The organism is Comamonas halotolerans, assembly GCF_030162935.1.
Taxonomy (GTDB): domain Bacteria; phylum Pseudomonadota; class Gammaproteobacteria; order Burkholderiales; family Burkholderiaceae_C; genus Comamonas; species Comamonas halotolerans.
On sequence record NZ_JASAUZ010000023.1, the window covers coordinates 55,560 to 79,733 of the forward strand.

At 57.1% G+C, this 24,174-nt stretch carries 21 protein-coding genes; 8 read left to right on the forward strand and 13 right to left on the reverse strand.

From position 1 onward, the window contains the following. Positions 1-14: 14 nt before the first annotated feature. Positions 15-974: a DMT family transporter gene (locus tag QEP11_RS10770; RefSeq protein WP_413788717.1), complete on the reverse strand. Its 960-nt coding sequence runs from the start codon at positions 972-974 to the stop codon at positions 15-17. A gap of 89 nt (positions 975-1,063) precedes the next feature. Here QEP11_RS10770 and QEP11_RS10775 point away from each other — a divergent pair, with 89 nt between their 5' ends. After that, a complete protein-coding gene (locus QEP11_RS10775; protein WP_284336651.1) occupies positions 1,064-2,020 on the forward strand; it encodes a LysR family transcriptional regulator in 957 nt (318 codons plus the stop codon). Between the two features lie 144 nt (positions 2,021-2,164). On the opposite strand, the gene QEP11_RS10780 is transcribed toward QEP11_RS10775, so the two are convergent. Then, a complete protein-coding gene (locus QEP11_RS10780; protein WP_284337017.1) occupies positions 2,165-3,109 on the reverse strand; it encodes a LysR family transcriptional regulator in 945 nt (314 codons plus the stop codon). Positions 3,110-3,321: 212 nt separating this feature from the next. Here QEP11_RS10780 and QEP11_RS10785 point away from each other — a divergent pair, with 212 nt between their 5' ends. The 3 genes from QEP11_RS10785 (at position 3,322) to QEP11_RS10795 (ending at position 7,115) form a co-directional block, all read left to right on the forward strand. Continuing rightward, entirely contained in the window at positions 3,322-4,512 is a 1,191-nt protein-coding gene (locus QEP11_RS10785; RefSeq protein WP_284336652.1) for an acyl-CoA dehydrogenase, read from the forward strand. Between the two features lie 147 nt (positions 4,513-4,659). Continuing rightward, on the forward strand, positions 4,660-5,913 hold the full coding sequence (locus QEP11_RS10790) for a CaiB/BaiF CoA transferase family protein (protein ID WP_284336653.1): 1,254 nt from the start codon (positions 4,660-4,662) through the stop codon (positions 5,911-5,913). A 236-nt stretch (positions 5,914-6,149) separates the two neighbouring features. Then, on the forward strand, positions 6,150-7,115 hold the full coding sequence (locus tag QEP11_RS10795; protein ID WP_284336654.1) for a tripartite tricarboxylate transporter substrate binding protein BugE: 966 nt from the start codon (positions 6,150-6,152) through the stop codon (positions 7,113-7,115). Positions 7,116-7,293: 178 nt separating this feature from the next. Here the strand turns inward: QEP11_RS10795 and QEP11_RS10800 are convergent, their stop codons facing one another. Next, positions 7,294-7,908 carry a LysE family translocator gene (locus QEP11_RS10800; protein WP_284336655.1) on the reverse strand — a complete coding sequence of 205 codons (615 nt, stop codon included), beginning with the start codon at positions 7,906-7,908 and terminating at the stop codon, positions 7,294-7,296. 65 nt (positions 7,909-7,973) lie between these two features. Between QEP11_RS10800 and QEP11_RS10805 the strand changes: the two genes are divergently transcribed. Beyond that, positions 7,974-8,933: a LysR family transcriptional regulator gene (locus QEP11_RS10805; protein ID WP_284336656.1), complete on the forward strand. Its 960-nt coding sequence runs from the start codon at positions 7,974-7,976 to the stop codon at positions 8,931-8,933. A 31-nt stretch (positions 8,934-8,964) separates the two neighbouring features. Here QEP11_RS10805 and chrA read toward each other — a convergent pair whose 3' ends face one another. The 3 genes from chrA to ahpC all read right to left on the reverse strand — a co-directional run bounded on the left by chrA (position 8,965) and on the right by ahpC (position 12,570). Then, positions 8,965-10,176, reverse strand: coding sequence for a chromate efflux transporter (gene chrA / locus QEP11_RS10810; protein ID WP_284336657.1), 1,212 nt, complete (start codon positions 10,174-10,176; stop codon positions 8,965-8,967). Positions 10,177-10,353: 177 nt separating this feature from the next. After that, a complete protein-coding gene (ahpF, locus tag QEP11_RS10815; RefSeq protein WP_284336658.1) occupies positions 10,354-11,910 on the reverse strand; it encodes an alkyl hydroperoxide reductase subunit F in 1,557 nt (518 codons plus the stop codon). A gap of 96 nt (positions 11,911-12,006) precedes the next feature. After that, on the reverse strand, positions 12,007-12,570 hold the full coding sequence (gene ahpC, locus QEP11_RS10820; protein ID WP_284336659.1) for an alkyl hydroperoxide reductase subunit C: 564 nt from the start codon (positions 12,568-12,570) through the stop codon (positions 12,007-12,009). A gap of 241 nt (positions 12,571-12,811) precedes the next feature. On the opposite strand from ahpC, the gene bfr reads away from it, so the two are divergent. Then, a complete protein-coding gene (bfr, locus tag QEP11_RS10825; RefSeq protein WP_284336660.1) occupies positions 12,812-13,294 on the forward strand; it encodes a bacterioferritin in 483 nt (160 codons plus the stop codon). A gap of 70 nt (positions 13,295-13,364) precedes the next feature. On the opposite strand, the gene QEP11_RS10830 is transcribed toward bfr, so the two are convergent. The 3 genes from QEP11_RS10830 to QEP11_RS10840 form a co-directional block, all read right to left on the reverse strand. Beyond that, positions 13,365-14,327 carry an alpha-E domain-containing protein gene (locus QEP11_RS10830; RefSeq protein WP_284336661.1) on the reverse strand — a complete coding sequence of 321 codons (963 nt, stop codon included), beginning with the start codon at positions 14,325-14,327 and terminating at the stop codon, positions 13,365-13,367. A 144-nt stretch (positions 14,328-14,471) separates the two neighbouring features. Next, positions 14,472-16,016 (reverse strand): circularly permuted type 2 ATP-grasp protein, encoded by a 1,545-nt coding sequence (locus QEP11_RS10835; RefSeq protein ID WP_284336662.1) that lies wholly within the window; start codon positions 16,014-16,016, stop codon positions 14,472-14,474. Positions 16,017-16,141: 125 nt separating this feature from the next. After that, entirely contained in the window at positions 16,142-18,505 is a 2,364-nt protein-coding gene (locus tag QEP11_RS10840) for a DNA internalization-related competence protein ComEC/Rec2 (RefSeq protein ID WP_284336663.1), read from the reverse strand. A gap of 86 nt (positions 18,506-18,591) precedes the next feature. Between QEP11_RS10840 and QEP11_RS10845 the strand changes: the two genes are divergently transcribed. Further along, the gene (locus QEP11_RS10845; protein ID WP_284336664.1) at positions 18,592-19,050 is read left to right on the forward strand and encodes a RidA family protein; all 459 of its coding nucleotides are present in this window, start codon (positions 18,592-18,594) and stop codon (positions 19,048-19,050) included. A gap of 188 nt (positions 19,051-19,238) precedes the next feature. Here QEP11_RS10845 and folK read toward each other — a convergent pair whose 3' ends face one another. From folK to hda, 4 genes are read right to left on the reverse strand one after another with little or no spacing between them, the layout of a single operon-like run. Next, positions 19,239-19,733: a 2-amino-4-hydroxy-6-hydroxymethyldihydropteridine diphosphokinase gene (folK, locus tag QEP11_RS10850; RefSeq protein WP_284336665.1), complete on the reverse strand. Its 495-nt coding sequence runs from the start codon at positions 19,731-19,733 to the stop codon at positions 19,239-19,241. Further along, the gene (pcnB, locus tag QEP11_RS10855; protein ID WP_284336666.1) at positions 19,730-21,289 is read right to left on the reverse strand and encodes a polynucleotide adenylyltransferase PcnB; all 1,560 of its coding nucleotides are present in this window, start codon (positions 21,287-21,289) and stop codon (positions 19,730-19,732) included. Before pcnB ends, folK begins: the two co-directional genes overlap by 4 nt. Then, the gene (locus tag QEP11_RS10860; protein WP_284336667.1) at positions 21,286-21,987 is read right to left on the reverse strand and encodes a histidinol-phosphatase; all 702 of its coding nucleotides are present in this window, start codon (positions 21,985-21,987) and stop codon (positions 21,286-21,288) included. Before QEP11_RS10860 ends, pcnB begins: the two co-directional genes overlap by 4 nt. Before the next feature lie 55 nt (positions 21,988-22,042). Next, positions 22,043-22,741 (reverse strand): DnaA regulatory inactivator Hda, encoded by a 699-nt coding sequence (hda, locus tag QEP11_RS10865; protein WP_284337018.1) that lies wholly within the window; start codon positions 22,739-22,741, stop codon positions 22,043-22,045. A gap of 362 nt (positions 22,742-23,103) precedes the next feature. On the opposite strand from hda, the gene purM reads away from it, so the two are divergent. Next, entirely contained in the window at positions 23,104-24,156 is a 1,053-nt protein-coding gene (gene purM / locus QEP11_RS10870) for a phosphoribosylformylglycinamidine cyclo-ligase (RefSeq protein ID WP_284336668.1), read from the forward strand. Positions 24,157-24,174: the final 18 nt, after the last annotated feature.

The following is a 24,174-nucleotide window of genomic DNA, read 5'->3' on the forward strand; positions in this document are numbered from 1 at the left end:
GCCTGCTAGGTTTACTAGGCTTTGCGGATGCTGTGATCGCTGCGCCGGTACATCCAGACTGCGCCCAAAATCACGGCCATGCCGCACCACTGCACGGGCGATGGCTGGGTGCCAAACCATCCTACATCCACCAGAAGTGCCATGACCGGGTAGATGAAAGACAGCCCGGCAATCGCCTGGGCTGGCAATCTCTGAAAAGCCGTGTACATCAGCACGTACATCCAGGCGGTATGCACCACACCCAGCACAAGTACAGCGCCCCAGGCACGTAGCGTCAAGTGTGCATCACCATGCTGTATCCACGCCCCTGGCAGCAAAATGATTACCCCTACTGCCATTTGCAGCATGGCGATCTGCGCAGGAGCCAAACGCCGAAGTCGTTGTGTGGCCAACGTTGCCAGCGCATAAAGACTGGCAGCCAGCAATGCCAACGCCATGCCTTGCCACTGCATATGCCGGGCATCGCCTGCGCCTAGCCAGCCACTGCTCAACACCACCCCCAGCAAAGCCATGAACAACCAGGGCAGACGGCGCGTTGGCACAGGTTCGCCTTGCAACACTGCAGCGAGCAGTAGCAACAGAAAAGGCTGCACGTGGTAGACCACGGTTGCCACTGCAATCCCGCTGTAGTGATAGGCCTTAAACAGGCACAACCAATTCAAGATCAGGGCTGCGCCACCCAGCAGCAGCCAGACACTTTCGCCACGCGTGGGGCGTAGCCACAATCGTGTACCCCACACCCAGGCCAGCAACCCCAAACCACCCAAAATACAACGCAGCCACACCACCCACAGCGTGGGTAAGCCACTTTCCACTACCAGCAAACCAATCGTGCCCGACAAGCCCATGGCCAGGACCATGCGCCAAACACCACCTTGGCTGCCGCTGGAGGGCCAAAGCACTGAAGTTTGCAGCGCAGATTCGGACGCTGAGGAGGACTCTGGAGACTGGGTGGAAGAATGATGTGAAGTCATGCCTTGATCGTGAACCAGACACAACCATTCATCAATATGTAAAAATTCAAATTACTATTGCACGCAGATCAACAATAAGCCTATCAACGATGAGTCTAGATACGCGGCTGGTACCTGAGATGCTGGTTTTTTCCAAGGTTGTGGAGTTGCGCAGCTTTGCAGCCGCCGCACGTCAGCTTGAGCTGACGACCTCGGCCGTCAGCCGCAGCGTGGCCCGCCTGGAAGCTCACTGGGGAGTGAAACTGCTGCATCGCACCACACGCTCGCTCTCATTGACCGAACTGGGTGCCGAGGTGTACGCAGCCTGCAGTCAGCTAGCCCAGACTGCCAGCAATATCCACACCATTGCAGGCCATTACAGTGGCGTGCCGCGGGGCATTGTTCGCCTGACCGCGCCCACCATCTTTGGCGAAATCTGGCTCAGCGCACAGCTGCCCGCACTGCGGCGCAAATGGCCGCAACTGGAAATTGCGGTCAGCCTCAGCGACCAGATGCAAGATCTGGCGCAACATGGTCTGGATATGGCCATACGCCTTACTCAGCCGGAAAAGCTGCCTCCCAATATGGTGGCGCGAGCACTGCGTCAGGTTCGCTATATCGCAGTGGCAGCACCAGACTATCTGCAAGCTTTGAAAAAGCCTTTGCAACATCCCGCCGATCTCGCTCCAGAGCATGGCATTGCCTGCATCACTCTGGGCTATGGGGAGTTTCAAAATCGGCTCCAATGGATCAGAGCCAGCACCACAGCTTCAGAAACAAAAGCCATTGAGCCTTTGGAAGTCAGCGTCCACACCCCGCTCACCATCGACAGCAGCACCGGCATCATCCAGTTGGCGCTGCAGCACCAGGGTATCGGCGTGGTTGCAGACTTTGCGGCGCAGTCCGCGCTACAGCGCAGGGAGTTGGTACAGGTTCTGCCTGACTGGCAGCTCACCGGCCATTACGCCCCGCGCACCGCCTATGCACTCTATGCCCCATCGCGCTACCTGCCTCTGAAAGTGCGCGCCTTGATTGACCATCTGGTCACAGCAGGCAACACCAATTGAGTCGCCACGCCTCACCCATTGAAGTTCTCCCCAAATACAGGCCACAAGCCTGTGGATAAGCCTGCTGCTCCATCTGCATAAGCGACCTAAGTCACTCAACCATAAGCACTTTCAAACGATTGATGCTTTTTTAAGCAGCATCCATCAGGGCGCAAGAGACAGGCTTTGTTGCGCCATGGATTGCAGCCAGCGGGAAAAGGTTTGCAGCACTGCGGAAGGCATTTGCTGCGTAGGTGTGATCAGGTAATAACCGCGCTCTCCGCGCAGAGCCTGGGCGCTGGCCAGCACCAGCTCACCACGTGCCAGCTCCGTCTCCACCAGCATGGGAGGGATCAGCGCCACACCCATACCTTGCGCGGCAGCCACAGCGAGCATGGAAAATAGTTCGTAGCGTGGTCCGTCCATAGCCTTCGGAGCATCCACGCGCACCGACTGGAACCACTGCACCCAGCCTTGGGGGCGCGTGCTTTGCTGCAGCAAAGGAAGCTCCGCCAGTGCCTGCGGCGGCAGTGGCTGCCAGGCTCGCCCTGGTGCACGCTGCGTCGCTCGATCCAGCAAGCGCGGACTGCACACGGGCACCACATCCTCATCCATAAGGTGTACAGCCTCAATCCCCGGCCAGTTGCGCACCTGCTCGGGCGTGCCCGCATACAGAGCTGCATCAAAACCTGTGTCGGCAAACAGAAACGGGCGGGTTTGCACATCGATGTGCACTGTGATGTCTGGATGGGCTTGCGCCAGCAGCGGCAAGCGCGGCATCAGCCAACGGGTGGCAAAGGTAGGAACGGCTGCGAGCTTGATGGTGCCGCCAGAGCCCTGGTGCGCCATCAAGTCCAGCGTGTCGCGCTCCATGCCCAAAAGCCAGCTACGTACTTTGCGCGCATAAACCTCGCCCGCTGAGGTCAGCGCAACGCCATGGCGGGTGCGACGAAACAGCTGCACTCCGACAAATTCTTCCAGCGCAATTACCTGGCGCGAAACTGCTCCTTGCGTAAGCGCCAGCTCTTGCGCTGCACGGGTATAGCTTTCATGGCGCGCAGCAGCTTCAAAGCATGCCAGGGCTTGGGTGGAGGGAATAGAGCGGCGCATGGGGAAGACAGGAGCAATGCAAGAGGCATGCATGCTGCCTGATTTGCATGACCATATCAAGCAAGACATGCAAGAAGCTCATACCTGGATGCAAACAAATCGTTTGCGAAGCACTCATCCCCTACGTAGGATGCATTCCATGACAGCACTGCCATGCAAATAAACGCATTCAATGTGGTGCAAGCAACAACACAGAGATCCAAGGAGCCCTTATGTCCAACTTTCAATGGAACGACCCCTTCCAGCTCGATCAGCAACTGACTGCCGACGAGCGCATGATCCGCGATGCAGCCTATGAATACTGTCAAGGCAAACTCATGCCTCGCGTACAGGACATGTTCCGCCATGAAAAGACGGACACCACCATCTTCCGCGAGATGGGTGAGCTGGGCCTGCTGGGCCCCACCATTCCCACCGAATACGGTGGCGCTGGCCTGAACTACGTGAGCTACGGTCTGGTGGCGCGTGAAATTGAGCGCGTGGACTCGGGCTACCGCTCCATGGCATCGGTGCAGTCTTCGCTGGTCATGGTGCCCATCAACGAGTTCGGCACCGAAGAGCAGAAGCAGAAATACCTGCCCAAGCTGGCATCGGGCGAATACATCGGCTGCTTTGGCCTCACCGAGCCTGACCACGGTTCCGACCCCGGCTCCATGGCCACCCGGGCTTATAAAGTTGATGGCGGCTACAAGCTCAAGGGCTCCAAGATGTGGATCACCAACAGCCCTGTGGCAGACGTGTTCGTTGTCTGGGCCAAGGAAGTGTCCGAAGGCGGCAACGTGGGCCAGATCCGCGGCTTCATTCTGGAAAAAGGCTGGAAGGGCCTGAGCGCCCCCGCCATCCACGGCAAAGTGGGTCTGCGCGCATCGATCACCGGCGAAATCGTCATGGACGATGTGTTTGTCCCCGAAGAAAACGCCTTCCCTGAAGTGCGTGGCCTGAAGGGCCCCTTCACCTGCCTGAACAGCGCCCGCTTTGGTATTGCCTGGGGCGCCATGGGTGCTGCCGAGTTCTGCTGGCACACTGCCCGCCAGTACACACTGGACCGCAAGCAGTTTGGCCGTCCCCTGGCCGCCAACCAGCTGATCCAGAAGAAGCTGGCCGACATGCAGACTGAAATCACGCTGGGCCTGCAAGCTGCCCTGCGCGTGGGCCGCATGAAGGACGAGTACCAGAACGTGATCGAAATCACCTCGCTGATCAAGCGCAACAACTGCGGCAAGGCCCTGGACGTGGCCCGCCTGGCACGCGACATGATGGGCGGCAACGGCATCTCCGACGAGTTCGGCGTTGCCCGCCACCTCGTGAATCTGGAAGTGGTGAACACCTACGAAGGCACCCACGATGTGCACGCCCTGATCTTGGGCCGTGCGCAAACCGGCATCGCAGCCTTTGCCAACTGATTTTTACCTGTTGTCTCCTAGGGCGTATGCACATGCGCTCTATGTTCAGAAGCTGCTCGCGCACCACTAAAGGCATTTGTAGCACTCACAAGCTCTGCAACTGCTGCTTAGCAAGCGCCAGCAGCTTCTCTTTTCCAAGGACGAATCATGCCAACGACAGCACAAGGTGCACTGGCAGGCATCAAGGTACTGGATTTGTCACGCGTGCTCGCGGGCCCCTGGGCCACCCAGATGCTGGCCGACCTGGGCGCAGATGTGATCAAAGTCGAGCGACCACTGGCCGGTGATGACACGCGCCACTGGGGACCACCCTTCCTTAAAGACTCGCAAGGCAATGACACGCGCGAGGCCAGCTACTTCACTGCCTGCAACCGCAACAAACGCAGCATTACCGTGGACATGGCCCATCCCGAAGGCCAGGCCCTGCTGCGCCGCATGGCCCAAGAGGCGGATGTGGTGGTAGAGAATTTCAAGGTAGGCGGACTCAGGCAATATGGCCTGGATTACGATAGCCTCAAAGCCTTGAACCCTCGACTTGTTTATTGTTCCATCACCGGCTTTGGTCAGGATGGACCGTATGCAGAACGCGCTGGATACGACCTGATGGTGCAAGCCATGTGTGGCCTGATGAGCATCACCGGCCATGCCGACAATCAACCCGGCGGGGGTCCACTCAAGGTGGGCGTGGCGGTCATTGACGTGTTCACAGGCCTTTACGCCAGCAACGCCATCCTGGCAGCCCTGAATGCACGCGACAATGTGCGCAATGGCTCCGGCGAAGGCCAGTACATCGACATGGCACTGCTGGACGTTGGCATGGCTGTGCTTGCCAACCAGGCTGCAGGCTATCTGGCCACCGAGCAAACACCGACACGCGCAGGCAATATTCACCCCAGTCTGGCCCCTTACCAAGACTTCCCAACGCTGGACGGCAATGTGCTGCTGGCCATTGGCAACGACGGTCAGTTTGCCCGCTTTTGCCATGCAGTCGGACACGCTGCCTGGGCGCAGGACCCTCGCTTCGCCACCAACACCGCGCGGGTACAGAACCGTGATGCCTTGCTGAAGCTCATGCAGCCGCTGATGCAAACCCGCAGCACGGCAGACTGGATCGCTTTATTTGAAGACAAGGCCGTGCCTTGCGGCCCCATCAATACCATTGCCCAGGCGTTTGATGATCCACAAGTGCGCCATCGCAATATTCGGCAAACGCTGCCATGCACCAAAGGTGATGGCATGGCTGAAATTGCAACCGTTGCCAACCCCATGCGTCTTTCCGCCACACCTGTGCAATACCGCAGCGCCCCCCCTGCGCTTGGTGAACACACGCATGAGGTTTTGCAAGCCATGGGGCTGGATGCCGAGGCGATTGCCAGACTGCAGTCACGCCAAGTGATTTAGCCTTGCAGTCCCTGCTGTGCACAAGCTGCAGGGCTTGCGCACAGTGCCGAAGACTCTGGACACGACCCAGATCATGGCCGTTGCTGCCAGGGAAAAACACGCACCAAAAATCGCGTTTTTTATCCTAGAAAAAACCCTCGATCAAGGGTTTGCACTTAAGATTTTTCGCCCACAAGCGACAGCCGCCTCATTAGGATTTCCAACGTTCAACACAACAACGACATGGAGACCTGCACATGATGCGTCGCACCCTTTTGGCCCTGGCCGCACTGACTACCCTCGGCGCAGCCCACGCCCAAGCCAGCTACCCCAACAAACCCATCAAGCTGCTGGTGCCCTTTGCCGCAGGCGGCACCACCGACCTGATTGCCCGTGTGGTAGCAGACCCTCTGGGCCGTGAACTGGGCCAACCCGTGATTGTGGAAAACAAGGGCGGTGGTGGCGGCGCCATTGGTGCAGCAGAGACGGCCCGCGCCGCGCCCGATGGCTACAACCTCGGGCTGGCTACCGTATCCACCACAGCCACCAACCCTGCTATCAACCCCAAGATTCCCTACAACGTTTTCACCGATTTCACTCCCATCGTGAACATTGCGGCCACGCCCAACATCATCGCGGCCAATCCCAAGTTTGTCGGTCAGGACTACGAGAGCTTCCTGGATGAAATCAAGAAAAACCCCGGCAAGCACTCGTTTGGCTCACCAGGCACGGGGTCCATTGGCCACCTGATGATGGAAATGTTCATGCTGGCCACCGGCACCCAAATGCAGCACGTGCCTTATCGCGGCTCTGGTCCTGCGCTCAACGATGCGGTAGCTGGTCAGATTCCGCTGCTGTTTGACAATTTCCCTTCCACCCTGCCGTTTGTGCAAAGCAAGCGCCTGACTCCGCTGGTAGTGGCCGCGCCACAGCGACTGGCAGTGCTGCCTGATGTGCCGACCCTGGCCGAAGTCGGTGCGCCTGGCGTGAACCGCATGGCGTACTACGGCGTGGTCGGCCCCAAGGGCATGCCCAAGGACATCGTGGACAAGGTCAACAAGGCGGTACACAAGGTACTGCAAGACCCCGGCGTGCGCAAACGCATTGAAGAAACCGGTTCGCTGATCGTGGCCGACACCCCCGAAAAGTTCGCCCAGGAAATCAAGGCCGAATACACCGCCTACAAGGAAGTGGTGGACAAGCAAAAGCTGACCATGGACTAAGCTTGCCGCTACTGCTGGCATGACCTGCGCTGCAGTGGAGCAAGAAACGGCTGCCAGAGGCAGCCGTTGATTTTTTGAAAGGTATGAACTGATGGCTGAGCGCAATTGCGAACGGCCATGGTGATCCAGGCACATCATGCCTAGGGCACCGAAGGGCTCTTGCGAAAGCCTCCACACATTACGCGTTGCTGGCAACTCCCAAGCCGACTCCAAAAAGAACCAGCATGCCGCCAAAAGCGCGGTCAATCCAGTGACGCACTGAGAGCAAGCGCACCCGCACAGCATCAGCTGAAAAACACAAGGCAACTATCGAAAACCATGCCATATGTGCCACCGAGATGAACACCCCATAGCCCACTTGCAATGCAAGCGATGTGTCTGGGTGCACCACTTGGAGAAACAAGCTCACGATGAACACCGTGGTCTTGGGGTTCAAGGCATTGGTCAGAAAACCAATGCGCAAGGCTTTCAAGTCTGACATTGGCGCAACTTTTGCAGTTACCAGCTCACCCCCTCCTTGGGTTCTGAGCATCTTGCAGCCCAGATAAATCAGATACAGCGCACCCAAAAGTTTGATGGCATTGAACAGCCACATGGACTGCTGAATGAGCAGACCCACACCTATCAAGGTGTAGCTGACATGTAAAAGCACGCCCAAACCAATCCCCAACGCAGTAAGTACCCCTGAGCGCCGGGACATGAGCAGGCTGTTGCGACTCACCATGGCAAAGTCCGGCCCGGGGCTTATCACAGCAAGCAAGGTTATTGTGACCACAGCTATCAATTCAGTCATGCGAATACACTTCAGTCATTGGTAATAATTCCAATAATATGCAGATGAAGGGCCGATTCATAACGATGATTTCTGACATCAACGGTGAACTGAACTCACAAAAAACCAATTCACGCCTGCCATCCCTTTTGGCACTGCGCTGTTTTGAAGCTGCCGCTCGTTTGGAAAATTTCAGCCGTGCCGCCGACGAACTTCACCTCACGCACGGAGCAGTCAGCCGGGCGGTCCGCCTGCTAGAAGATGATCTGGGCATTGCTTTGTTCGAACGACGCAGCCGGCGCGTCTACCTCACTGATGCGGGGCGCCAGCTTTCGAACGCTGTGGCGGGAGGCTTTGGACTCATCCGCAATGCTTTGAGCGATATACGTGCAAATGCGCGCAAAGCGAAACCATGGGTACTGTCGTGCGAACCGACTTTGCTGATGCGTTGGCTTATTCCTCGATGGCCATCGTTCCAAGCACAACATCCTGACGTTGATATCCATCTCATGGCCGGTGGTGGTGAATTTTCGTTTGCCCATGGCATTGACTTTGCGATACGCCGCAACGACTTCTCCTGGCCTGCCAGCTATCAGGTGGAACCACTTTTCACAGAAAAAATCGGACCTGTATGCCGACCTGACAAGGTGAAAAATTGGTTTGTTTCAGACAGCAAGTGCCAGCAACTACACCCTGAAACGCCGCTGCTGCACACTTCCACGCGTCCAACGGCATGGTCGGACTGGTCCAGGGTAACCAGGAAAGCTGTGCCCAAAAAAAACAGCCATCTTTTTGAGCATTTTTATTTCAGCTTGCAAGCAAGCGTTGCAGGCTTGGGCGTTGCCATCGGCCCCTGGCATCTGGTGTGCAACGACCTCCAAAGTGGCTTGCTGGCCGCTCCTTTGGGTTTCGTGAACGATGGCTCTCAATACTGCCTGTTTTCCTCGCCGGCTGCGCATCAGCATGGGCCTCAAGCCATCTTGCTGGACTGGTTGAAAAACACGGCTTCACCAGGCCCGCTAGACGCCCCAGATACGACAGACTAGGTTGCCTCGGAAGGCATGGGACGTGCTGGCTTCAGAGTGCAAGCAGCCACCCCAAAAATGCTGTCAGCATTACCACCAGCACCGGCGAAAGACGTGCGTAGACCAGTAACGCAAATGCCAGCAAGGCCGCCCCAAGGTCGGATATTGAATGAATGGAGCTTGTCCACATCGGCGAATACAAAGCCGCAGCCAATACACCAACCACGGCCGCGTTCACTCCGGCCATGGCCTGTTGTAGACCTGCATGCTGACGCAACCTTTCCCAGTACGGCAATGCGCCAGCAACCAGCAGCATGGCAGGCAAGAAAATTGCCAGAAGCAAAGCAAAGCCCCCCATCCAGCCGCCAAAAGGACTGGGCATGACCGCCCCAAGGTAAGCGGCAAATGTGAACAATGGACCCGGAATCGCCTGGGTAGCACCGTAGCCTGCAAGAAAGATGTCACTCGACACCCAGCCACTGGGCACTACGCTAGCCTGCAGCAACGGCAGCACGACATGCCCACCCCCAAACACCAAGGCGCCCGCCTGATAAAAATCCTTGAACATCGTAAGTGCGGGCAACTGAAGCCATGCACTGGCAAGCGGTAGCGCCACCAGCAACATAGCAAAAATGATCAGCAAAATCCCCCCAGCAAACCTGCTCAGGCCATAGTCATGATGCTGGACTGGCGAGCCCTGCCCTCTTTGCTGCATCAGCATCGCGAACGCACCGCCTGACACCAGCGCAATGATTTGCCCCGTCGTGGAAGGTATCGCCATCACCATGATCACTGACGCAATGGCAATCCCTGCCCGTGGCCAGTCTGGGCACAACGTCTTGGCCATGCTCCAGACCGCATGTGCAACGATAGCGACCGCAGCAACCTTGAGGCCGTGGATGATTCCGGATTGCGCAACCTCGGGCCATTGCGAAATCCCCAAGGCGAAAAGAATGAGAGCAACCGCAGAGGGCAGCGTGAAGCCCGTCCACGACGCCAATGCGCCACGCCAGCCACTGCGCCCCAGTCCCAACGCAATCCCCACCTGGCTGCTGGCAGGGCCGGGCAAAAACTGGCACAGCGCGACCAAATCTGCATAGCTTTTGTCGTCCAGCCACTTTCGACGTTCTACAAATTCGGTGCGAAAGTAGCCCAGATGAGCGACAGGTCCACCAAAAGACGTTAATCCCAGCTTCAGAAAAGCCAGAAATACCTCTAAAAAAGAGCCCTTGACTGGCCCCTTCGCGGTGGATCGAAGATTCATAGCAAAGGATTTTCCATGCATTTCAATGCAGAAGCATCGCTTTCAGCATCTGCTCCTCGCCGAAATGATTCCACCATGAAAAACAAAAAGGACCACCCTTTCGAGCAGTCCTTTTTCTTTTGACAGCCAGCTACGCTTTTTTGACAAGCGCTAGCAGCACATTTGCCGTTAAACCGATCAATGGCGAATTAGGTGATCAAATGCCGACAGTGCAGCGGTAGCGCCTGCGCCAGCGGCGATGATGATCTGCTTGTAAGGCACATTGGTGCAGTCACCTGCAGCAAACACGCCTGGCACATTGGTCTCGCCCTTGGCATTGATCTCGATTTCACCGAAGCGGCTCAGGTTCACAGTACCCTTGAGCCAGCCAGTGTTGGGCAGCAAGCCAATTTGCACAAAGATGCCGTCCAAAGCGATGGTCTTAACCTCTTCAGTCACGCGGTCCTTGTAAGTGATGCCAGTGACCTTCTTGCCGTCACCATTCACTTCGGTGGTCTGGGCGTTGGTGATCACAGTCACATTCGGCAAGCTGTGCAGCTTTTTCTGCAACACAGCATCGGCCTTCAGGGTATCGGCAAACTCCAGCAGGGTCACGTGCTTGACGATACCAGCCAGGTCAATCGCAGCTTCCACACCCGAGTTACCGCCGCCGATCACGGCCACAGGCTTGCCCTTGAACAAGGGGCCGTCGCAGTGGGGGCAGAAAGTCACACCCTTGGTGCGGTACTGCTCTTCCCCAGGCACATTCATATTGCGCCAGCGAGCACCTGTGGACAGGATCACGGTCTTGGCCTTGAGCACGGCACCCGATTCGGTGTGCACTTCGATCAAGCCACCTTCGGTGGCAGCAGGAATCAGCTTGGCTCCGGTTTGCTGGTTCATGATGTCCACTTCGTAGTCTCGAATATGGGCAGCCATGGCTGCAGCCAGCTTGGGGCCTTCAGTCTTGGAAACCGAGATGAAGTTTTCAATGTCCACCGTATCCAGCACCTGGCCACCCAGACGCTCTGCTGCAATACCGGTACGGATGCCCTTGCGAGCCGAGTAAATCGCTGCAGCCGCCCCCGCAGGGCCACCGCCCACGACCAGCACGTCAAATGCGTCTTTGGCAGAAATCTTGGCGGCTTCACGCGCTGCGGCACCAGTGTCCACCTTGGCGACGATCTCGGCCAGTTCCATACGACCTTGGCCGAAGCGCTCGCCGTTCACAAATACGGTAGGCACGCCCATGACTTCACGTTCCTTGACTTCGTCCTGGAACAAGCCTCCGTCAATGGCCGTGTGCGTGATATTGGGGTTCAGCGCAGACATCAGATTCAGCGCCTGCACCACGTCAGGGCAGTTGTGGCAAGACAGCGAGTAGTAGGTCTCGAAGTTCAAAGGCGTGTCAATGGCCTTCACTTGCTCCAGCAGGTCTGCAGACTCTTTGGAAGGGTGGCCGCCCACGTGCAGAAGTGCCAATACCAGAGAGGTGAATTCGTGGCCCAGAGGAACACCGGCAAAGCGCACGCCAGTGTCAACACCAGGATTGCCGATCAGGAACGAAGGCTTGCGAACCTGCAGATCATTGTTCTCGACAACGGTAATCTTGTCGCTCAGCGCAACCAGATCGGCTAACAGGGACTTGACTTCGCCAGCCGCCTTGCTGTCATCCAGCGTGGCGGTAATTTCCAGAGGTTTTTGCAAGCGCTCCAGATATGCCTTGAGTTGAGTTTTGAGATTGGCGTCCAGCATGATAGTCAAATCCTAATAAAATTCTTTTTTGATAGTTATAGATAGCGCAGCTGTAAAAAAGCCCGGGCAATGCCCAGGCTTTTTTGGGCAATCAGATTAGATCTTGCCAACCAGATCCAGCGAAGGAGCCAGAGTTGCATCGCCTTCGTTCCACTTGGCTGGGCAAACTTCACCGGGGTGGTTGCGCACGTACTGAGCAGCCTTCACCTTGCGCAGCAGGTCTTCTGCGTTACGGCCAATGCCTTCAGCTGTGATTTCCACAGCCTGGATCACGCCATCAGGATCGACGATGAATGTGCCGCGGTCAGCCAGACCAACGCCGGGACGCATGTTTTCGAAGTTGTTGGTGATCACGCCGCTTGGGTCACCCAGCATGGTGTACTTGATCTTGCCGATGGTCTCGGAAGAGTCGTGCCATGCCTTGTGCACGAAGTGAGTGTCGGTGGACACAGAGTAGATCTCCACGCCCAGCTTCTGGAATTCAGCGTAATGGTCAGCAACGTCGCCCAGCTCTGTAGGGCAAACGAATGTGAAGTCGGCAGGGTAGAAGAAGAACACAGCCCACTTGCCCAGCACGTCCTTTTCGGACACTTCGATGAACTTGCCGTCCTTGAAGGCGGAAGCTTGGAAAGGCTTGATAACGGTATTGATAACGGACATGTCGTTTCCTTTATGAGATGCGATGTGCGACTGAAAACAGTATGTAGTCTAAGGCTTAACAATCAATACTACTAATCAATTGACATTATCAAGTTGATAGTCATAAACTAATGAACTTTCAAACGCAAACACGACTCACCCTCAGCCGCAGCCAATACGCTGCAGTGTGGACTTGTGCAAACCGATATCGCTTCTTAGCTGACAATAATGCCTACCTAGACATCAAAAAAAGGAGCCCCATATGAAAGGCGACCCGCAAGTCATTGCAGCTCTGCAAGCACAACTCAAAAACGAATTGACCGCCATTAACCAGTACTACATGCACTACCGCATGTTCAAGCACTGGGGTCTGGATGCGCTTGCCAAGGTGGAATACAAGGAGTCGATCGGCGAGATGAAGCATGCCGACTGGCTGATGGACCGTATCCTCATGCTCGACGGCCTGCCCAACCTGCAAGATCTGGGCAAGCTGCAAATTGGTGAAGACGTGCCTGAGGCTCTGCAGTGCGACCTGAACCTGGAAACAGCAGCACAAAGCACCATCAAAGATGGCATCAAGACAGCCGAAGCAGCCCATGATTTTGTTTCACGCGACTTGCTGCTGAAAATTCTTGACGACACCGAGGAACACATCGACTTTCTCGAAACCCAGCTGGATCTGATTGAAAAAGTGGGTCTGCAAAACTATCTGCAAACTCAGATGGGTGAAAGCGAAGCTCACTAAGACGAAATTGCAGCATCGCTTGCCACAAAAAAGGAGCCAATGGCTCCTTTTTTTCGTCTGTGCTTGCTGCTTACAACTCCGGCACCAGGTAATCCTTGGTGATGAGCTCTCCCAGCTGATTGACCCGATCCAGAAATTGAGTGAGGTAGGCATGCAAGCCAGTATCCAAAATCTCATCAATGCGAATGAACTGCACATCCGCAAGCAAACGCCCGGCCTTGCGCTGACTGTCCAGCGCACCTTCATGCGCCACGGCCTGCAAGTTCTGCACCACTTCTCGCATGCAGGCATGCAATGAGCGTGGCATATCAGGCCGCAAGACCAGCAGTTCGGCCACACGCTCAGGAGTGATCACATCCCGGTACACCTTGCGATACACCTCAAAGGCCGAAACACTGCGCAGCAACGCACTCCAATGGTAGTAATCGAATTGCTGCGCGCTCTTTCGCTGCGGATCAATACCGTGGTAGTCGCGCTGCAGCGCATGAAAGCGCACATCCAGAAGGCGGGCGGTATTGTCCGCCCGTTCCAGAAAGGTCCCCAGACGCACAAAGTTGAATGCCTCGTCCTGCAGCATCGTGCCCAGCGCAACTCCGCGCGACAGGTGGGAGCGATATTTCACCCACTCGAAAAACTGTCCAGGATCTTTGCCCAAAGCGCCATCCTTGAGCTGCTTGCGCAGGGCCAGCCAGGTCTGGTTTTGGGTCTCCCACACCTCCGTTGTCAATGCCCCGCGCACCGCGCGTGCATTCTCTCGTGCAGCACGCAAACAAGAGACGATGGATGCCGGGTTGCTCTCATCAGCCGCCATGAAATACAACACGTTATCCCGCGTGATATCGCGGTATCGCTGCTGGTATGCGGGAATCAATTCACTGATAGACAGCACCCCTTGCCATGCCTGCATGGCAACCTCTGGACGCATGGGCAGCATTGACGTGTCATAGCTGACATTGAGCATGCGGGCAGTATTCTCGGCCCGCTCGGTGTACCTGGACATCCAGAACAGATGATCGGCAGTGCGACTTAGCATGGGCTCTCCTTATGCAAACGTTGTAACGATTGCGGTATCGGTTGCGCAGTCAGATCGCGCTTTGCGACAAGCGCATTTGGGGCGGGCACGCGCATTACATCGCTCACCCGGCAAAGTGTGAAGCTTGAGTGGTTGCGGCACATATCACAGGCCTCCATGAAGCGATTGCTGCATGCCGAACACTCCCATGCTTTGTGTCATACCGCCCAGTGTTTGCTGAATGCCCCCGCTGCTGTCATCGCCCAATACCCAGGTATCTTTGGTTCCGCCTCCTTGCGAGGAGTTGACTACCAGCGATCCTTCCTTAAGGGCCACCCGCGTCAGCCCCCCGGCCACCATCCTCACCCCCTGACTGCTGCTCAGCACAAAGGGGCGCAAATCGATATGGCGCGGCGCAATTCCCGCTTCCACCATCGTTGGACAGCTCGACAGACTCAGCGTGGGCTGCGCAATATAGCCAGCGGGGTTGTCCAGCAAGGCCTGACGAAAATCCTCAATCTCCGCTTTGCTCGCCGCTGGTCCAATCAACATGCCATAGCCGCCCGCTCCGTGGACTTCCTTGACGACCAACTCGCCGAGGTGATCGAGCACATACTGCAGATCATCGGGCTTGCGGCACAGCCAGGTTGGCACATTGTTCAGAATGGGCTCTTCGCCCAGATAGAAACGAATCATGTCCGGCACGTAGGGGTAGACGGATTTGTCATCGGCAATGCCCGTGCCCACGGCATTGCAAATCGTGACATTGCCTGCGCGATACGCTTCCATCAATCCCGCACAACCCAGGCTGGATGTGGGCCTGAAAACATCCGGGTCCAGAAAATCATCATCTACACGACGGTAAATCACATCCACACGCTGCAGCCCACGAGTGGTTCGCATATAGACCACCTTGTCCCGCACCACCAGATCCTGGCCTTCCACCAGCTCAACACCCATCTGTTGGGCCAAAAAAGCGTGCTCGAAGTAGGCACTGTTGTACATGCCGGGAGTCAGCACCACCACTGTGGCCGAAGCTGCAGCGGCCGCAGGTGGCGCACTGGCACGCAAAGTGTCGAGAAGCAGATCGGGGTAATGCGCAACCGGCTCCACCGCATGTGTGCTGAACAACTCGGGAAAAAGGCGCATCATCATCTTGCGGTTTTCCAGCATGTACGACACGCCGGACGGCACACGCAGGTTGTCCTCAAGCACGTAGTACTCGCCCTCGCCTTGCCCATTCGGCGCTCGCACAATGTCAATACCTGCAATGTGCGCATAGATATCGCCAGGCACCTGCAAGCCCTGCATTTCTGGACGGAACTGTGTATTGCCGTCAATCAACTCCCGTGGCACGATGCCAGCGCGCAGAATCTCCTGTCCGTTGTAAATATCACCGATGAACCTATTGAGCGCTGTCACACGCTGCACCAGCCCTTGCTGTAAGCGCTGCCACTCCTGGGCTGGAATGATGCGGGGAATCAGATCGAACGGAATCAAGCGCTCGGTGCCTGCGCCACTCTCGTCCTTTTCTCCATAGACTGCAAAGGTAATGCCCACGCGGCGAAAGATCATTTCTGCTTCGGCCTGCCTGGCTTGCATGGAGGTTTGCGTCTGGCGCGCCAGCCACCGGGCGTATGCCTTGTAATGTGGCCGCACATCACTGCCTTCAAAGGGCAGCATTGCATACATTTCATCGAACTTCTGCATATTCGCACGCCTCCTGCGATGGGATAGATACGTCTCCAGCAAGAATCAGGCCTGCTACTTCCACTTTTTCTGAAAGCCAGCCAGCTATGGCACTTGATGTTGCATTTAGTGTAGCAACAGGCTTTTCAATCTGTGTTCACAGCCGACCAATACCTTCGCCGAATCACCCTCTCGCACTGCACCGACTCAGGATGCGAAGAACGCCACCATGCCGCACCACAGCTTGGGCTGGAGACCCATGTGACCCGCTGTTCCAGGTAACGCTGCACCACGCTGTGTGCCGGATGCCCAAACCGGTTTCGATAGCCTGCCTGCGCAATGGCAATCCGGGGCTGTACCGCAGCAATGAAAGCAGCACTTGAAGAGGTCGTGCTGCCATGGTGAGGCACCAGCAGAATATCTGCGCGTAAATCAACGCTCGCTCGCAGCAAGGCACGCTCTTGCTGTACCTCAATATCTCCAGTCAACAAAACACTGCGCCCTGTCTCACTGCGCACCTTGAGCACGCAACTCTTGGCATTGTTTTTAGCATTTGCTCTGCCTGACACTACCTGCAAAGGATGGAGCACCTGAAACAATACACCATCCCACGTCCAGGACTGTCCTTGCTGACACGGCTCACCGCCAGCCCCCATCCACTGCGCATTCGGAAATGCCTGCTGCACAGACTGTGCGCCTCCTGCGTGGTCGCTATCTGCATGGCTGATCATTTGTGCTGTGAGATCTACACCCCATGCCCGCAAAACCGGAACTACCGTACGTTCCCCGGCATCTGAATGCTCAGACCAGCGCGGGCCTGCATCGAACAGCAAGCTATGCTGTCGGGTTCGGAGCAAAACCGCGCTGCCCTGCCCCACGTCCAGCGCCAGCACATCGAATTGCCCCCATTCCGGCGCAGGAGGCTGCCACCACAACATGGGAACGATGGCCGGAAGTCCCAAGCATCGCCAGCGCCACCCCAGAGGCATGACCAGCCATAAACACCCCAACACTCCTGCGGCTGCGGCCCAAGGTGCTGGTTGCGCAAAGAAAAGTACCGCCAGCGGCCACGCAGCCATGTACTCCAGCAACCACACCATGGCTGTCACCGCATGCGCTGCCAGAGTCCATAGTGGCGACCACAGGGCCCCCAGCATAGACAACGGAGTGACCACCAGCGTCACCCATGGAATGGCCCATAAGTTGGCCAACATCCCCACCACGGATATCTGACCAAACAGTAGCAGCGTCAACGGAGCCAATGCCAGCCCCACTGTCCACTGTTCTTGCAGTAATCGCTTGCCAGCATGCCACCAGCGATGTGCAACCGGACTGTGCGTTTGGGGGTGCGCGGCGAACAGCACACCAACGGCTACAAAGCTCAGCCAGAAACCTGCTTGCCACAGGCTCCATGGGTCTGCCACCACTACAGCCGTCAACACCACCAACCACACATAAGGCCAGGGCCAGGCATACCCTTTCGCACGCAGCACAACCACAATGCAAAGCATGCCGATGGTGCGTTGTGCCGGTATCCCCCAGCCACTGAACAGCGCATAGACTGCTGCCAGCACCAAGCCTGCCCATGCTGCTGCAATGGGTGCTGGCACCCACAGACACAAGCGCATCGAACGCCGCCAAATGGCGTTCACCACCGCAATGGCCAGCCAGGCAAACATGGTGATATGCAATCCACTGATACTGACCAGATGCGCAACGCCGGTATCACGGAACAACTGCCAGTCTGCACGGCCTATGCTGGACTGAGCCCCTGTCACCAGCGCCTGCACCACGCCCCTGGAGGCTTGCTCGCGCTCCAAGGCTTCTTCAGGAGCTTGCATGGACCAGTGTAAGTCCCCGCGCCACTGGGCCATCGGCGCATGCCATGTCTGCCCCAGCCATAGCGCAGCGGCATCTCCCTTTGTGGGGCGAACATAGCCCGTCGCCTGTATCCCATGGCTCCACAGCCATAACTCCCAATCCATGCTGTGAGGGTTGCGCGCACCATGGGGCGCCTTCAGCCTTACCGTCCACTCCCAGCGCTGGCCAGCGCGCAAGCCCTGCGGAGGAGCTGGGCCATACCACGTCAGCACAATAGATGGCGGCAGCGGCACTGGCTGCTGCGCAACCCAAGCGCGTTCCACCTGAAAATGCATGCGCACGCCACGCTCCACAGTCTGCGGCATCGCATCAATCACCCCCACCACGCGCACGTCGCGCCCTTCCCACTGTGCAGGCATGGCGTTGGCTTGAAACATGGCGGCACGCCAGCCCGTACCGGCACCAGCGACAACCATGGTCAATGCAAAAATCAACCAGGAAATGCGCCTGTTGCGCCACTTCCATCCCCCTACCGAGGCTAGCAATGCCACCATGCCGATGCATGCGTACACCCATGCCGACCACAGCACGCCTTGCTGCAACTGCAAGGCAACGCCCACCACAACACCACACATGGCACACACGCCGGTGACGGGGACTTGTGCAGCAGCAACGCAATGTCTTGGCATACTGGCAAGCATGCGATGCACACGCTGGGTTGGCAAAGCCGGTCACCCAGACCAATCCCATTCAGAGAAGACGAAAGGAAAACTCCATGAGCATCTATGACAAACTGCAAGCCCTGAACATTCAGCTCCCTCCCGTCGCCGTACCAGCAGCGGCCTATGTACCTTTTGTGCAGACCGGAAACCTGGTCTTTTTGAGCGGCCACATTGCCAAGAAAGACGGCCAGGTGTGGGCCGGTCAGTTAGGCGCCAACATCAGCACCGAAGAAGGCAAGCAAGCCGCACGTGCTGTGGCTATCGATTTGCTTGGAACATTGCAAGTGGCCTGTGGTGGTGACTTGAACCGCGTCAAGCGCGTTGTAAAAGTCATGAGTCTGGTGAACTCCACCGCCAGCTTCACAGAACAACACTTGGTAACCAATGGCTGTTCTGAATTGATCGCGGAAGTATTTGGTGACAAGGGTACCCATGCGCGCAGTGCTTTTGGCGTGGCACAAATCCCCATGGGGGCTTGCGTGGAAATTGAGTTGATCGCCGAAATTGGCTGATTGCAACATGCCCAACTGCGCCGGGCAGGCAACGCAGACCAGACACGCAAGTCATCTCTGCCGCTACAACCTGCTCTCGTGCGCTTCGCACATGTGTACAACGACAATGTGATGTACCAACAAAAAAACGCCCTGGTTTCCAGGGCGCTTTTTTGATCAGTTTCACAAGCTCACATCGCAGTGGCCACTCAGGTGGGCAGCGCAGCAGCAGCCCACTGTGCATCTTGTGCCACGGTAATACGCTGATCCGCCACTGCAGCCAACTGGGCTGCACTCACTTGTGTTGCATCCAACTCCGCCAGGGGCTTGAGCACAAATGCGCGATCGTACATCCGGGGATGGGGCACTATCAAATTTGAGGTGTTCAACTGCTGTGTACCCCACAGCAGTACATCCAGATCAAGCGTTCGCGGCGCATTGCGGTAAGGGCGCTCGCGGCCAGCGGCCTGCTCCAGCGCCTGCAGCAACTGCAAGAAAGCCTCAGGCGACAGCGCTGTTTCCAGCATCGCCACCGCATTCAAATAATCTGGTCCGGTAGCGTCCACCGGTGCGCTGCTGTAAAGCGATGAAACTGCCAGCAATTGCGTCTGCGGCAACACTGCCATGCCTTTCAGGGCCTGCAGTAAAGCCTCACCCCGGTCACCCAGATTGGCCCCAAGACCAACAAAAACCTGCACGCTCATGCGTCGACGTTGCCGCTTGCGCCAGCACCACTGGCTGCGGCTGGCTTGCGACGACGGCGACGCCGTTTCTTGGAAGGGGCCTCACCCATGGCTTCGCTACCCTCATGCGCAACGGCATCCAGCGGGGATGCTGCAGTCTCGGTCTGGCGAGGCGCTTTGCGGGGTTGCGCGGCTTTTTGCTTTTGACGCTGCTCCTCGCGTGCCTGGGCCACCAGGTCTTCCCGGTGGGCATCATCGGCAGACTGGAAGTCCTGCCACCATTGCGCCAGTGCCTCGTCCACCTCGCCCACGTCCGCACGCAAGCGCAGAAAGTCAAAACCGGCACGAAAACGCGCCTGCAGCACCATGCCGAATGGCGAAGCGCCTGTGCGCTTGTCAAAGCGTGGCTGCATTACCCAGATTTCACGCATGTCTGCGGCCAGCTTGCCGCGACCCGACACATCACCAATACGCTGGTCAAACACCTCGTCAATGGCTTCGCTCAATGCTGGGAATGCGTTGTAGCCTTTTTTCAGGCGGCGCTCCCAACCGGCCTTGACGTCTTGCCACAGCACACAAGCGAGCATGAAGCTGGGTGCCACCGGCTTGCCCTCACCCACGCGACGATCCGTATCGGCCAGCACGGCTTGCACAAAAGGATGCTCTGCGCGCTCGACCACCACATCCAGCAAAGGATAAATGCCCTTGTCCAGCCCCTGCTTCCTGAGCTGCTCGATCGACGCCAGCGCGTGCCCCGTCTGAAGCAGCTTGAGCATTTCATCAAACAGCCGGCTTTGGGGCACTTCCTTGAGTAAATGCTCCGACTCCACCAGGGGCTTTGCCGTTTTGGGCTCCAGCTTGAAGCCCAGCGGGCTCAGCTTGGCCGCAAAGCGTACCGCGCGAATGATGCGCACCGGGTCTTCACGGTAACGCGTGGCGGCATCACCAATCATGCGCAACACACGTTTTTGCGCGTCCTGAATACCTTTGTGAAAATCCACGACCACCTGTGTCTCTGGGTCGTAATACATGGCATTCACGGTGAAATCACGGCGCGTGGCGTCTTGGTCCTGCGGCCCCCATACGTTGTCGCGCAACACGCGGCCACTGGCATCCACCGCGTGCTTCATGTGCGCCAACGCCAGCTTGCTGGTGCGCTCATTGCCACTGACTTGCTCAGCCTGGCTGTTGTCCAGAAAAGCTCGGAAAGTGGAGACTTCGATCACCTCGTGCTCACGCCCACGGCCATAAACCACGTGCACGATACGAAAACGCTTGCCAATGATGAAGGCACGGCGAAACAGGCTTTTCACCTGTTCAGGAGTGGCATCGGTGGCCACGTCAAAGTCTTTGGGACGCAGGCCCAGCAGCAAGTCGCGCACAGCTCCACCGACGATGTAGGCCTCATAGCCGGCATCTTTGAGAGTACGCACCACATCCACGGCACGCGGGTCCACCAGTTGCGGATCAATGCCGTGCACGCTGGCCGACACCTCCTCACGCTTGCCAAAACGCGGCTTGCGCGAACGGGTGGCGGGCTCTTTGCCCAGCAATTTATCAATGATGGTTTTAATCATGGGTTTTCAGTAAACAGATCCAGCACGCGCCATCCACGTTCTTGCGCCAATGCGCGCAAGCGGGGCTCTGGGTTGGTAGCCACGGGGTGATTCACACGCTCGAGCAAAGGCACGTCATTCATGGAGTCGCTGTAGAACGTCGATTCCACCGCATCCCAGCTCAGACCGCGAGCAGCCAGCCATGCATCCATGCGCGCGACCTTGCCTTCACGCATATTGGGCAGGCCTTTCACTGCACCGGTGAACCACCCGCTGGAATCACGCTCCAGCTCGGTAGCGATCAACTCCTTGACGCCGAAAGCAGCCGCAATAGGACGGGTCACAAACTCATTCGTCGCTGAGGTGATCACCACCGTATCTCCCGCACGCAAATGGCTTTGCACCAGCTCGATGGCTTGCGGTTTCATCGCGGGGCGAATCACTGCCTCCATGAAGCGCTCATGCGCGGCCTGTGATTGCACCTGACCTCGCTGCACGACAGCTTCCGTTGCAAAACGCACGTAATCGTGCACATTCAGCGTGCCCGCTTGGTAGTGGGCAAAAAACTCATCGTTGCGACGGCCAAACTCCTCACGATCACACCAGCCAATGGCAATCGCAAACTCTCCCCAACCATGGTCAGAGTCCATGGGAATCAACGTGTGGTCAAGATCAAACAGTGCCAAGCGTGACCGCTGAGTCTGGGGAACAGAAGACATGAAGACTTTCAAATAAGAACAAAGACGCAAGAATCAGACACACTCAGCACCCAACTCACTCCGTCTCCAGCATGGTTTTGAGCAATGGAATAGTGATGGCCCGCTTGTTGCGCAGCGCAAACTCATCGAGCATATCCAGCAATTGCATCAGACTGGCCAAGTCACGCGAGAAACGTTTGAGCATGTAGTCCACCACATCCGCGCTCAAGGTCACACCGCGGGCTGCGGCCTCGGTCTTGAGCACTTCACGGCGCTCTTCCTCGTTGGGTACATGCAGCTGAAACACATGCCCCCAGCCGAGACGGCTGCGCAAATCATCGCGCACCACCATGGCCGCAGGCGGCGCATCACCCGCTGACAAAATCCAGCGCGGAGAACCGCTAGGCGGATTGATGGCATTCACGAACCAGTTAAAGGCACGGGACTGCTGCATGGGCGTGTACATATGCACATCGTCCATCACCACCGCCGACCAGCGCTCATCAAACTCTGGAGGAAAGCCTGTGGAGGCATCCATCCAGCCAACTTGCGCACCCTGTTCGCGCAGCATTTCGCGCACTGCTTTGAGCAAATGCGTTTTGCCAGAGCCCGAAGCCCCCCACAAATAAGTGGGTACTGGCGAACGTGGTGCTGCGCCAAAGCCGTCGCTGACCCAATTTTGGAGGTGGCTGACCACCGGCTTGTTGCGGCCAGCATAAAAGCGCGAAAGGGAAGGCCCTGTGGGCAAGCCAATATCCAGCGCCAGTTGCTTCATAGAGGGCATGCAATCACCACATCCTGCCTGTGATCGAGCAAGCGCATATGCACTATCAAAGCAATCAAAGGCAACAACGTAGGCATGGGGAAGAAAGAACGAAAAAGCCCTGCGCGAACTGGCAGGGGGCATTCAAGCCATTTAGCCATTGGCTACGGCAATTTGCGTATTTTAGTCTGCTTCCATCAAACTCACAGATAGAACCCTGATCGCTACACTAGCAAAGTCGCCTTGCGCAGGCACTCTCAAGCTGCGATGCCCTGCCTCCTTTGCCCGATATGGGGGACATACCCTTAGGTCTAGACTTAGAATCGCCCAGTCTCACCCGCCCGCGTGGCTCCCTCCTTGCACAGATTGACCCCATGAGCTCCTCTGCCTCCCCATCCACTCCCATTTCTTACAAAGACGCTGGCGTTGACATCGACGCAGGTGATGCACTGGTTGAACGTATCAAACCGCTGGCCAAAAAAACCATGCGTGAAGGCGTGATGGCCGGTATTGGCGGCTTTGGTGCGTTGTTTGAAGTACCCAAGCGTTACAAAGAACCTGTACTGGTCTCTGGCACCGATGGTGTGGGCACCAAGCTGCGCTTGGCATTTGAATGGAATATGCATGACACCGTGGGGATTGATCTGGTTGCCATGAGCGTCAACGACGTACTGGTGCAAGGCGCAGAACCCCTGTTCTTCCTCGACTACTTTGCCTGCGGCAAGCTGGATGTGGACACCGCCGCCGCCGTAGTGGGAGGCATTGCCAAGGGTTGCGAGCTGTCTGGCTGCGCACTGATTGGTGGCGAAACCGCTGAAATGCCCGGCATGTACCCTGATGGCGAGTACGACCTGGCCGGGTTTGCAGTGGGTGCGGTTGAAAAGTCGAAGATTCTGACGGGCCAAAACGTCAAGCCCGGCGACGTGGTGCTGGGCTTGGCTTCGGCAGGAGTGCACTCCAACGGCTTCTCGCTGGTACGCAAGTGTATCGAGCGTGCCCAGGCCAACAACACCATTCCTGAAACACTGGATGGCAAACCTTTCAAGCAAGCAGTGATGGAACCCACCCGCCTGTACGTCAAGAACGTGCTGGCTGCACTGGCTCAACACCCGATCAAGGCTCTGGCCCACATCACAGGCGGAGGTCTGCTGGAAAACATTCCTCGCGTGCTGCCCGAAGGTACCGGCGCCGATTTGAAGTCTGGTAGCTGGCCACAGACAGAGTTGTTTGCCTGGCTGCAAAAAACCGCAGGCATTGACGATGTGGAAATGAACCGCACCTTCAACAACGGCATTGGTATGGTGTTGGTGGTAGCCCCAGAAGATGCACAGGCAACCGCCGCAACTTTGCGCAATTTGGGTGAAACTGTCTATACGATCGGTAACATTACGGAACGCAGCGAAGGCGCCGCAGTCCAAGTCAAATAGTATTTCTTCTTAAGCAAT